The sequence below is a fragment of the Streptomyces barkulensis genome (assembly GCF_002843305.1).
GTDB classification, from domain to species: domain Bacteria; phylum Actinomycetota; class Actinomycetes; order Streptomycetales; family Streptomycetaceae; genus Streptomyces; species Streptomyces barkulensis.
The window spans coordinates 186173-197740 of sequence record NZ_PGSG01000009.1; the positions used below are offsets into that span (position 1 = coordinate 186173).

The window sequence follows — 11568 nt, forward strand, 5'->3', positions numbered from 1 at the left end:
ATGCCACGGACGCCACGCCCCACGATCGTGCTCGTCGGGCACGGGATGGTCGGCCAGCGGTTCCTGGAGGAGCTCGCGAACCGGGAGGTGACCGGGCGGGCCCGGGTGGTCGTGCTGTGCGAGGAGCCGCGGCCCGCCTACGACCGCGTGCAGCTCACCTCGTACTTCTCCGGCCGCACGCCCGAGGATCTGTCCCTGGTGGACGAGGGCTTCATGGAGCGGCACGGCATCGAGCTGCGCCTGGGCGACCCGGCGGTCGCGATCGACCGCGAGGCGCGCACCGTGACCTCGCGCGCCGGGCTGGAGATCGGCTACGACACGCTGGTGCTGGCCACCGGCTCCTACCCCTTCGTGCCGCCCGTGCCGGGAAGCGACAGCGCCGGCTGCTTCGTCTACCGCACGGTGGAGGATCTGCTCGCCATCGAGGAGTACGCGGGCCGAAGCCGGGTGGGCACGGTCGTCGGCGGCGGCCTGCTGGGCCTGGAGGCGGCCGGCGCGCTCGGCGGGCTGGGCCTTGAGACCCACATCGTGGAGTTCAACCCGCGTCTGATGGCCCTCCAGGTCGACGAGGGCGGCGGCGCCGCCCTGCGCCGCACCGTCGAGGGGATGGGTCTGACCGTCCACACCGGCGTGGGCGGCAGGGAGATCACCGTCGGCCCGGACGGGGCCGTCACGGGGATGACGCTGTCGGACGGCTCGGCGATCGCCACCGATCTGGTGGTCTTCTCGGCGGGGGTGCGCCCCCGCGACGAGCTGGCCCGCGGCTGCGGCCTGGAGGTGGGCGAGCGCGGCGGGATCGTCGTGGACGAGCGCTGCCGCACCGCGGACGCCGCGGTGTACGCCGTCGGCGAGTGCGCCAGGACCGCGGACGGCATGGTGTACGGCCTGGTGGCGCCGGGCTACGAGATGGCGCGGGTGGCGGCCGCCGCGATCGCCGGCGAGATGGGCGTCACGGGGGACGCGGGGGACGCGGGGGCGTCCTTCACCGGCGCCGACACCTCCACCAAGCTCAAGCTGCTGGGCGTGGACGTGGCCTCCTTCGGCGACGCGCTGGGAAGGACCGAGGGCTGTCTGGACGTCGTCTACTCCGACTCCCGGGCCGGGGTCTACAGGAAGCTGGTGGTCGCCTCCGACGGCACCCTGCTGGGCGGTGTGCTGGTCGGCGACGCCGAGGCGTACGGCACGCTGCGCCCGCTGACCGGCAGCGTCCCGCCGGTGGCGCCCGAGCGGCTCGTCCTGCCGGCCGGGGCCGGGGCGCCGACGGCGCTGGGGCCGTCCGCACTGCCGGACGACGCGGTGGTGTGCAGCTGCCACAACGTCACCAAGGGCGCCGTCCGCGCGGCCGTCACCGACCACGCGTGCACCACCGTGCCCGAGGTGAAGAAGTGCACCAAGGCGGGCACCGGCTGCGGAAGCTGTGTGAAGGTGCTCACCGCTCTCGTCGACGACGAGCTGGAGGCGAGCGGCGTCGCCGTCGACAAGGGCCTGTGCGGCTGCTTCGCCCACACCCGCGGCGAGCTGTACGAGATCGTCCGCACCCGGCGGCTGTCCACCTTCGCCGAGCTGCTGGACGGCCACGGCCGCGAGGAGGCCCGGGGCGGGGAGGGCTGCGAGGTCTGCAAGCCGGCCGTCGCCTCGATCATCGCCTCGCTCGCCCCGGTGCTGGGGGCCAGCGGCTACGTCCTGGACGGCGAACAGGCGGCCCTGCAGGACACCAACGACCACCATCTGGCCAACCTCCAGCGCAACGGCTCCTACTCGGTCGTGCCGCGTGTCCCCGGCGGTGAGATCACCCCCGAGAAGCTGATCGTGATCGGCGAGGTGGCCCGCGACTTCGGCCTCTACACCAAGATCACCGGCGGTCAGCGGATCGACCTGTTCGGGGCCCGCGTCGACCAGCTCCCGGCGATCTGGGCGCGGCTGGTGGAGGCCGGTTTCGAGTCCGGCCACGCCTACGGCAAGGCGCTGCGCACGGTGAAGTCGTGCGTGGGGCAGACCTGGTGCCGCTACGGGGTGCAGGACTCGGTGCGCATGGCCATCGACCTGGAGCTGCGCTACCGGGGCCTGCGCGCGCCGCACAAGCTGAAGGGGGCGGTCTCCGGCTGCCAGCGCGAGTGCGCCGAGGCTCGGAGCAAGGACTTCGGCGTGATCGCCACGGCGAACGGCTGGAACCTGTACGTGGGCGGCAACGGCGGTGCGACCCCGCGCCACGCCGACCTGCTGGCCAAGGACCTGTCGGACGCCGAGCTGGTCCGGCTGATCGACCGCTTCCTGATGTTCTACATCCGCACCGCCGACCGGCTGGAGCGCACCGCCGCCTGGCTGGAGCGGATCGAGGGCGGCCTGGACCATGTGCGCGACGTGGTCGTGCACGACTCGCTGGGACTGTGCGCCGAACTGGAGGCCCTGATGGCCGGCCATGTGGCGAACTACCGCGACGAGTGGGCCGCGACGCTGGAGGACCCCGAGCGGCTGCGGCGCTTCGTGTCCTTCGTCAACGCCCCGGACGCGCCGGACCCCTCGGTGCGGTTCGTCGCCGAGCGCGAGCAGGTCCGGCCCGATCTGACGCTCCTGTCCGGCCCCGACATCCCCGTCCGCAGGCTCGAAGAAGCCCTTGAAGGGAGCGCGACCCGATGACCACAGCGACGACTGCGGCTACGGCCACGGCGACGACCGGAGTGACGACCGAGGTGACGACCGGTACGGCGACCGCGGTGCCGGCCGGGGCGCGGGTGGAGGTGCGCGCCGGGGGCGGCTGGGCCGCGGTGTGCGGCCTGTCCGATCTGGTGCCGGGGCGGGGAGTGGCGGCGCTGCTGCCCGACGGCCGGCAGATCGCCGTGTTCCGGGACCGGGCGGGCCGGACGTACGCCGTCGCCAACCGCGACCCGTTCACCGGCGCCTGTGTGCTCTCGCGCGGACTGCTGGGCTCGGCCGGCGGCCGGGCGTTCGTGGCCTCCCCGCTGCTCAAGCAGCGCTTCGACCTGGTCACGGGCCGGTGCCTGGACGACGACGCGGTGTCGGTGCCGGTGTACACCGTCCGCACCCGCTGAGGAGCGCGGGGGAACGGCGAAGAGCACCGGGGAACGCCGGGAGCACCGGGGAACGCCGTGGAACAGCGGAAAGGACCCCGGCCGCGGCCCGTGTGGGGCGGGCCGCGACCGGGGCCCGGCTCTGCCCCGTCCGGCACGCCGGCCGCCCTGCCCCGGCGGTTCGGCGTACCGGACGGGAGCCGGTGTCAGCCCGCGGCGCACTCCTGTCCGCCGAGGCTGACGCGGGTGCCGTCCTGGGCGGCGCCCCCGCCGGTCTGGAAGCCGAAGGAGATCGTTCCACCGGCCGGGACCGTGCCGTTGTAGGCGGCGTTGGTGACGGTGACGGTGCTGCCGCTCTGCGAGAAGGATCCGTTCCAGCCGTTGGCCAGGCTCACACCGGCCGGCAGGTCGAACTGCGCGCGCCAGCCGTTCAGGGCCTGTCCGGTGCGGACGGTCACGGAGACGACCGAGCCGGTGTCCCAGCGGTTGGAGACGGTGAAGACGGCGGAGCAGTCGCCCGGCTCGGGGTCGCCCGGGTCATCGGGGTCGTCCGGGTCGTCCGGGTCGCCGGGGTCGCCGCCCGCCGCGACGAAGGCGTCGCGCAGCGCGTCGTAGGCCGGCTTGGGCTGGTAGTTCTCGTCCCAGGGGCAGGCGGCGCCCTCTCCCGGGAAGACGTCCGGCACCCAGGAGTCCCGGTCGCTGACGCCCCAGACGGTGATGCCGGAGCAGCGGGAGACCGCCAGGCAGGCGTCGGCCACCGCGCGGTAGTCGCGGGCCTGCTGCTGGAGCTTGGAGCTGTCGGACGGCATCTGCATCCGGATGTCCAGCTCGGTGATCACGACCTCCAGGCCCAGGTCGGCGAAGCGCTGGAGGTTCTGCCGGATGGCCGGGCCGTTGACGTTGCCGACGATGAGGTGGTTCTGGAAGCCGACGCCGTCGATCGGCACGCCCTGCGCCAGCAGGTCGCTGACCAGCCGGTACAGGCCGTCGCTCTTGGCGTTGTCGAGCTCGGTGTTGTAGTCGTTGATGAACAGCTTGGCGTCCGGGTCCGCGGCGCGGGCGGCCCGGAAGGAATCGGCGATGTAGGACGCGCCGAGCTGCTGGTAGAACTTGCTCTGCCGGAACGAGCCGTCCTCGTTGAACGCCTCGTTGACCACGTCCCAGCGCTGGACCTGGCCCTTGTAGCGGCTGACCTGGGTGGTGACGTGGTCGGTCATGATCTGGCGCAGCTCGTTGTTCGAGAACGACCCGTTCTGCAGCCAGCCCGGCATCTGGCTGTGCCAGACCAGGGTGTGGCCGTAGACGAGCTGGTCGTTGGCCTGGGCGAACTGGACCAGGCGGTCGCCCCCGGCCCAGTTGAACTGGCCGCGCTGGGGTTCGACCGCATCCCACTTCATGGCGTTCTCGGCGGTGACGCTGTCGAACTCGGTGCTGACGATGTCGCTGTAGGTCCCGTTGCCCAGCAGGCCGTCGTTGACGGCCGTGCCGATGAAGCGGCCGGTGGACTCGGCGACCTCGCGCAGGGAGGGGTCGGCGGCCTGGCTCGGGGCGCTGAACCCGAAGGTCAGGGCCGCGGCCGCGGCGGAGGCGGCTACGGTCGCCCGCGCTAAGCGGCGTACGGTGCTTACACGGTGTTGCCTCATGCTGGGGTGTCCCTCTCTCGACTCCCCGGAACTCTTTCCGGAAGACTGTTGGAAGGTTTCGAGGGTGCGCCGGGAACGGTAGAGCCGATGGGAACGCCCGTCAACGGTGTGCGCGTGTGGAGGAGAGAGCATTGGGAGACGGCATGACGGACGGCGCGGTCGCCGCGGCCGGCAAAGTCGCGGAGCAGAGGATGGCGCCCAAGGTGGAGCAGAAGGTCACGATCACGGCGATCGCCCAGGAGGCGGGGGTCTCGGTCCCCACGGTCTCGCGGGTGGTCAACGGCCGCTCGGACGTCGCGCCCGCGACCCGGGCCAGGGTCGAGGAGCTGCTGCGGCAGTACGGCTACCGGCGCCGCACGGCCTCCTCCGGCGACCGGCCGGCCCTGATCGACCTGGTCTTCAACGACCTCGACAGCCCCTGGGCGGTGGAGATCATCCGCGGCGTGGAGGAGACCACGCACGAGGTCGGCTTCGGCACGGTGGTCTCGGCGATCCACGACCGCGCGGGCTCGGCCCGGCAGTGGATGCGCAATCTGCGGGCCCGCGCCTCCGGTGGCGTGATCCTGGTGACCTCGGTCCTGGAACCGGTCCTCCACGAGGAGCTGCACCGCCTGGGCGTGCCGCTGGTGGTGGTGGACCCCTCCGGCTCCCCGGCCCTGGACGCGCCGACGGTGGGCGCCACCAACTGGGCAGGCGGCATGTCCGCCACCGAGCACCTGCTGGAGCTGGGCCACCGCCGCATCGGCTTCATCGCCGGGCCGCCCAGACTGCTGTGCAGCCGCGCCCGGCTGGACGGCTACCGCGCCGCGCTGGAGGCCGCCGGCGTCGGCGTGGACGACCGGCTGATGGTGCCGGGCGACTTCTACCACGAGGCCGGCTTCACCGGCTGCAACCGGCTGATGGACCTGGACGAGCCGCCCACCGCCCTGTTCGCCGCCAGCGACCAGATGGCGCTGGGCGCGATCGAGGCGCTGCGGCGGCGGGGGATGCGGGTGCCGGAGGACGTCAGCATCGTCGGGTTCGACGACCTTCCGGAAGTGCGCTGGTCGGCTCCGCCGCTGACGACGGTGCGTCAGCCGCTGGTGGAGATGGGCAAGGTCGCGGCCCGCACCGTACTGCGCCAGGCCAGGGGCGAGGAGATCGACTCCCCGCGTGTGGAACTCGCCACCGAGCTGGTCGTTCGCGCCAGCACGGCGCCGCTGCCCGGCTGACGCGGGCAGCGGACCGGACAACTCCATATAACGGGCGCATCACGCTGCCGGGCCTCAGGTCCTCTTTTTTGTCAGACCTGTTGACACCGCTGGAGCGCGTACGTACTTTCCCACCACCACTACCGATAATTTTCGGATTCCTTCCGGAAGGTACGCGATGCGAACAGCAATACAGGGTTCGGCCATGAGAGGCCGCAGGGGATTCGGGCGGCGCCACGCCGCCAAGCTGACGGCGGCGGTGCTGGCGGCCTCCGTGCTCACCGCCTGCGGCAGCGGCGGGCCGGGCGAGGAGAAGGCCGGCGGGACCCTGAAGGTGTGGGTCTACCAGGACGCCTCGACCAAGGTGCAGCGCGAGGCGGTCGAGCGGTTCAACAAGACCTCCGACGTCAAGGCCGAGCTCGTCGAGGTGCCCGGCGAGGGCTACCAGGACAAGATGCGCAGTGCGATGGGCACGCCCAACGCGCCGGACGTCTTCTTCAACTGGGGCGGCGGCAGCATCAGCAGCTTCGTCGAGAAGGACATGCTGGTCGACCTCACGCCCGAGATCCAGAAGGACGAAGAGCTCAAGGACGCGTTCCTGCCCTCGATCCTCAACGCGGGCAAGGTGAACGACAAGATCTACGGCGTCCCGATGCGGGGCATGCAGCCGGTGGTCCTCTTCTACAACAAGGACGTCTTCGAGAAGGCCGGCGCCCAGCCGCCCGAGTCCTGGGACGACCTGCTGGAGCTGGTCGACACCTTCAAGAAGGAGGGCGTCACCCCCTTCGCGCTCGCCGGCACCGACGCCTGGACCGAGCTGATGTGGGTCGAGTACCTGCTGGACCGCATCGGCGGCGCCGAGGTCTTCCAGCGCATCCAGGACGGCGACTCCTCCGCCTGGGGCGACCCGGCCGTGCTGAAGACCGCCGAGACCATCCGCGACCTGGTGGACCGCGGGGCGTTCGGCAAGAACTACGCCTCGGTCAACTACACCGCCGACGGCGCCTCCACGCTCTTCGCCAAGGGCAAGGCCGCCATGCACCTGATGGGCAGCTGGGAGTACTCCAACCAGCAGGCCAACCAGAAGGAGTTCGCCGACAAGGGCCTGGGCTGGACCACCTTCCCCGCCCTCTCCGACGGCAAGGGCGACCCCAAGAACGTCGTGGGCAACCCCACCAACTTCTGGTCGGTCAACTCCAAGCTGAAGGGTGACCAGCGCGAGGCGGCCCTGGAGTTCGTCAAGACCGCCGCCGAGGACTGGTACGCCGAGGCCCTGGTGGACAACGGCGACGTGCCCACCAACTCCGGTTCCGAGGACATGCTCACCGGGCACCCCGCCCCCGACTACGCCCTCTTCCAGTACGACCTGGTGCGCGACGCCCCGAACTTCACCCTCTCCTGGGACCAGGCGCTGCCGGCGCAGCAGGCCTCGCCGATGCTCACCAACATCCAGAAGCTCTTCAACAAGCAGCTCAGCCCCGAAGAGTTCGTCGACGCCATGAAGGCCCTGAAGTGAAGCAAGCACCAACCGCGTCGCCGCGCGTGGGCCGCCCGGGCATTGCCTGGGCGGTCCCCGGCGTGCTGTTCTTCGTCCTGTTCGCCGTCGGCCCGATGGTGCTGGTCGGCTACCTGTCCTTCACCGACTGGGACGGCCTCGGCGACTTCCCCTCGATCAGCGGCACGGGCAACTGGGAACGGCTGTTCAACGACCCCACCATGCGGCAGGCCATCTGGCTGAGCGTCCTGCTCACCGGCGTGAGCTGGCTGATCCAGACGCCCGTCGCCCTGCTGCTGGGCGTGTGGTCGGCCGGCCGGCAGAAGAACCGGGCCGTCCTCAGCGCGATCTTCTTCCTTCCGCTGCTGGCCTCCTCGGTGGCGCTGGCGCTGCTGTGGAAGTCGCTGCTGGACCCCAACTTCGGCCTGATCTCCGACATCGGCCCGTGGCTGGGGATCGAGGACGGCAATCTGCTCGGCACCGGTGACGGCGCCTTCGCCGCCGTCGCCTTCGTCGCCGCCTGGCAGTTCATCCCGTTCCACACCCTGCTCTACCAGGGCGGCGCCCGGCAGATCCCCAAGTCCTTCTACGAGGCCGCCTCCATCGACGGGGCGAGCACCGTACGGCAGTTCTTCTCCATCACCCTGCCGCAGCTGCGCAACACCGTCATCACCTCCTCGGTGCTGATGGTCGTCGGCGCGCTGACCTTCTTCGACACCGTCCTCATCCTGACCGAGGGCGGGCCGGGAACGGACACCACGATCGTGCCCTACCTGATGTACGAGACCGGCTTCCAGGCGTACGACATGGGCTACGCCAGCGCCATCGCCACCACCTTGGTGATCGTCGCCACCGCCATCTCCCTGCTGATGGTCCGGGTGACCGGCTTCAGCAAGATGCGCAGCACCCGGGAGGGGATGTGAAGACCGCCGTCCGGCCGGAGCACCGGCCCTCCCCCGCCGCCGAACGGGCCCAGACGCCCCAGAAGCGCAACGACCGGGGCCTGCTCGGCAGGCTGCGCCGCGTCCGCAAGTGGAACATGCCCGCGGGCGTCGCCTCCCTCGTCTGGCTGGTCGTCGTCGGCCTGCCGCTGTACGTCCTGGTCCTCACCACGCTGCGGGACCGCGACTCCTACTTCGACGAGGGCGCGCTCAGCCTGCCCGGCGACCTCACGCTCGACAACTACCGCACGGTGCTGGAGAGCGATTTCCTCACCTACCTGCTCAACACCGCGGTCGTCACGGTCGCCACCGCCGCGATCGTCATCGTGCTCTCGGTGGGCATCGGCTACACCGTGGTGCGCACCCTCAGCCGGACCTCGCAGCGGATCTTCCAGTTCTTCCTGCTGGGCCTGGCGATCCCCGCCCAGGCGGTGATCATCCCCATCTACCTGCTGATCACCGAGATGCGGCTGTACGACAGCCTGCTGGCGATCATCCTGCCCGTCTCGGCGTTCTGCCTGCCGGTGTGCGTGCTGATCCTGTCCTCCACGATGCGCGACATCGAGGAGGAGATGTACGAGTCGATGGCCCTGGAGGGAGCGAGCCAGACCCGCGTCCTGTTCCAGCTCGTCGTGCCCCTGTCCCGGGGCGGGATCTCCACCGTCGGCGTCTACGCGGCGCTGCAGGCCTGGAACAACTTCCTCTTCCCGCTGATCCTCACCCAGTCGCGCGAGAGCCGGGTCCTCACCCTCGGCCTCTACGACTACGTCGGCCAGTTCCGGGTGGACATCCCCGCGCTGCTCGCCGCGGTCGTGCTGTCGATCGTGCCGATCTTCGTCGTTTACCTCTTCGCGCGCCGTCAGCTCATCAACGGCCTCATGGGCGCCGGCGGGCGCTGAGTCCCACGGGGACGCGCGAGACACGCTGACGCCTGACAAGGAGCCTCATGCATCATCACCCCTGGCAGGACACCTCCCGACCCGTCGAGGAGCGCGCCGCCGACCTGCTGTCCCGGATGACCCTGGAGGAGAAGCTCGCACAGCTCTCCAGCGTCTGGCCGGGTTCCGAGTCCGACGGCGAGGACGTCGCCCCGCTCCAGCACGAGGTCTCCGAAACCGTCGACCTGGACGCCCTGCTGCCCCACGGCCTGGGCCAGCTCACCCGCCCCTTCGGCACCGCCCCCGTGGAGCCGGCCGAGGGCGCGCGGGCCCTGGCCGCCTTCCAGACCAAGGTCGCCGCGGCCAACCGCTTCAACATCCCCGCCCTCGCCCACGAGGAGTGCCTGACCGGCTTCACCGCCTGGCAGGCCACCGTCTTCCCCACCCCGCTGGCCTGGGGGGCCACCTTCGACCCGGCGCTGGTGCGCGAGATGGCCGCGGCCATCGGCGACTCCATGCGCTCGGTCGGCATCCACCAGGGGCTCTCGCCGGTCCTGGACGTGGTGCGCGACCCGCGCTGGGGCCGCACCGAGGAGTCCATCGGCGAGGACCCCTACCTGGTGGCGACGGTGGCCACCGCCTATGTGGCGGGGCTGGAGTCCACCGGCATCGTCTCCACCCTCAAGCACTTCGCGGGCTACTCCGCCTCCCGCGGCGCCCGCAACCACGGCCCCGTCTCGATCGGCCCGCGCGAGCTGGCCGACGTGATCCTGCCGCCGTTCGAGATGGCCCTGCGCGAGGGCGGGTCCCGCTCGGTCATGCACGCCTACAACGACCTCGACGGCGTCCCGGCCGCCGCCCACACCGAACTCCTCACCGATCTGCTCCGCGAGGAGTGGGGCTTTACCGGCACGGTGGTCTCCGACTACTTCGGCGTCTCCTTCCTGGAGATGGCCCACCGCGTCGCCGACTCCCCCGCCCGCGCCGCCGCCCTGGCGCTGGCCGCGGGCGTGGACGTGGAGCTGCCGGGCCTGCGCTGCTACGGCGAGCCGCTGCTGAAGGCGATACGCTCCGGCGAGGTGCCCGAGGAACTGGTGGACCGCGCGGCGCTGCGGGTGCTGCGGCAGAAGTGCGAGCTGGGCCTGCTCGACCCCGACTGGTCGGCCGCCCCGCCCGCCGCCTCGGCGGACACCGTGGACCTGGACCCGCCCGCGATGCGGGCGCTGGCCCGGCGCGTGGCCGAGGAGTCCGTCGTCCTGCTGGACAACTCCGGCGGCGTCCTCCCCCTGCACCCCACCGCCCGCATCGCCGTGGTCGGCCCGTACGCGCAGGAGCAGGCCGCCATGCTGGGCTGCTACACCTTCCCCCGGCACGTGGGCGTCGAGCACCCCGAGCTGCCCCTGGGCGTGGAGATCCCCACACTGCTGGACTCCCTGGGCGCCGAACTGCCCGGAGCGGTCCTGACCGACTCCCCCGCCGACGCCGACATCGTTATCGCGGCGCTCGGCGACCGCTCGGGCCTCTTCGGCCGCGGCACCTCCGGCGAGGGCTGCGACGCCGCCGACCTCACCCTCCCCGACGGCCAGGCGGCGTTCCTGGACGCCCTGCTGGAGAGCACCGACAAGCCCGTGGTGCTGGTGCTGCTCACCGGCCGCCCGTACGCGCTCGGCCGGTGGGAGGGCCGCCTGGCCGCCGTGGTGCAGGCGTTCTTCCCCGGCGAGGAGGGCGGGCCGGCGGTCGCCGGAGTCCTCACCGGGCGGGTCAACCCCTCCGGCCGGCTCCCGGTCAGCGTGCCGCGCGGCACCGGCGGCCAGCCGTGGACCTACCTCGTGCCGCCGCTGGGTCTCAAGGGCGACGCCAGCAACATCGACCCGACGCCGCTGTACCCCTTCGGGCACGGCCTGTCGTACACCTCCTTCGAGTGGGAGGCCGCGGGCGCGGACGCCGACGCGCTGCCGACCGACGGCTCCGCCGAGGTCCGCGTCACCGTGCGCAACACCGGCGAGCGGGCCGGCTCCGAGGTCGTCCAGCTCTATCTGCACGACCCCGTGGCCCGGGTGGCCCGGCCGGTCGTCCAGCTGGTCGGCTACACCCGGGTGACGCTGGAGCCGGGGCAGGCGGCCGAGGTCGTCTTCGACTTCCACGCCGACCTGGCCTCGTACACCGTGCGGCCCGGTCAGCGGGTCGTCGAGCCCGGGGCGGTGGAGCTGCGGCTGGCCGCCTCCAGCGCCGATGTGCGCCACACCGTGCCGCTGACCCTGACCGGGCCGGAGCGCACCGTCGGCTTCGACCGCCGGATGACCTGCGGGGCGGAGGCCCGCCTCCTGCAGCCCTGATCCGGCCCCGAGCCGGGGCAGTCGCTCCGGGGCACTCGCTCCGGGGCCCTTCGAGC

8 protein-coding genes are annotated in these 11568 nt (G+C 71.8%); 7 read left to right on the top strand and 1 reads right to left on the bottom strand.

Translation table 11 applies throughout. The features are described from left to right. Both nirB and nirD read left to right on the top strand, forming a co-directional pair. Entirely contained in the window at nt 1-2637 is a 2637-nt protein-coding gene (nirB, locus tag CUT83_RS02595) for a nitrite reductase large subunit NirB (protein WP_101254225.1), read from the top strand. Continuing rightward, the gene (gene nirD, locus CUT83_RS02600) at nt 2634-3050 is read left to right on the top strand and encodes a nitrite reductase small subunit NirD (protein ID WP_101254226.1); all 417 of its coding nucleotides are present in this window, start codon (nt 2634-2636) and stop codon (nt 3048-3050) included. The genes nirB and nirD overlap by 4 nt, the downstream gene beginning before the upstream one ends. Before the next feature lie 185 nt (nt 3051-3235). Here nirD and CUT83_RS02605 read toward each other — a convergent pair whose 3' ends face one another. Next, nucleotides 3236-4672, bottom strand: a complete 1437-nt coding sequence (locus tag CUT83_RS02605; protein WP_101254227.1) for an endo-1,4-beta-xylanase — start codon at nt 4670-4672, stop codon at nt 3236-3238. 191 nt (nt 4673-4863) lie between these two features. Here CUT83_RS02605 and CUT83_RS02610 point away from each other — a divergent pair, with 191 nt between their 5' ends. From CUT83_RS02610 to CUT83_RS02630, 5 genes are all read left to right on the top strand, one after another. Beyond that, nucleotides 4864-5883 carry a LacI family DNA-binding transcriptional regulator gene (locus CUT83_RS02610; protein WP_101254313.1) on the top strand — a complete coding sequence of 340 codons (1020 nt, stop codon included), beginning with the start codon at nt 4864-4866 and terminating at the stop codon, nt 5881-5883. A gap of 184 nt (nt 5884-6067) precedes the next feature. Continuing rightward, a complete protein-coding gene (locus CUT83_RS02615; RefSeq protein WP_101254228.1) occupies nt 6068-7378 on the top strand; it encodes an ABC transporter substrate-binding protein in 1311 nt (436 codons plus the stop codon). Further along, nucleotides 7375-8280 (top strand): carbohydrate ABC transporter permease, encoded by a 906-nt coding sequence (locus tag CUT83_RS02620; protein WP_240958153.1) that lies wholly within the window; start codon nt 7375-7377, stop codon nt 8278-8280. The genes CUT83_RS02615 and CUT83_RS02620 overlap by 4 nt, the downstream gene beginning before the upstream one ends. Next, nucleotides 8277-9197: a carbohydrate ABC transporter permease gene (locus CUT83_RS02625; RefSeq protein ID WP_420882455.1), complete on the top strand. Its 921-nt coding sequence runs from the start codon at nt 8277-8279 to the stop codon at nt 9195-9197. The genes CUT83_RS02620 and CUT83_RS02625 overlap by 4 nt, the downstream gene beginning before the upstream one ends. A 47-nt stretch (nt 9198-9244) precedes the next feature. After that, nucleotides 9245-11512 (top strand): beta-xylosidase/alpha-l-arabinosidase, encoded by a 2268-nt coding sequence (locus CUT83_RS02630; protein WP_101254229.1) that lies wholly within the window; start codon nt 9245-9247, stop codon nt 11510-11512. Nucleotides 11513-11568: the final 56 nt, after the last annotated feature.

What these genes read in the sequence shown, in the direction of transcription:
- nirB (WP_101254225.1), top strand. Translation starts at nt 1, where the DNA reads ATGCCACGGACGCCACGCCCCACGATCGTGCTCGTCGGGCACGGGATG.
- CUT83_RS02605 (WP_101254227.1), bottom strand. Translation starts at nt 4,672, where the DNA reads ATGAGGCAACACCGTGTAAGCACCGTACGCCGCTTAGCGCGGGCGACC.
- nirD (WP_101254226.1), top strand. Translation starts at nt 2,634, where the DNA reads ATGACCACAGCGACGACTGCGGCTACGGCCACGGCGACGACCGGAGTG.
- CUT83_RS02610 (WP_101254313.1), top strand. Translation starts at nt 4,864, where the DNA reads ATGGCGCCCAAGGTGGAGCAGAAGGTCACGATCACGGCGATCGCCCAG.
- CUT83_RS02630 (WP_101254229.1), top strand. Translation starts at nt 9,245, where the DNA reads ATGCATCATCACCCCTGGCAGGACACCTCCCGACCCGTCGAGGAGCGC.
- CUT83_RS02615 (WP_101254228.1), top strand. Translation starts at nt 6,068, where the DNA reads ATGAGAGGCCGCAGGGGATTCGGGCGGCGCCACGCCGCCAAGCTGACG.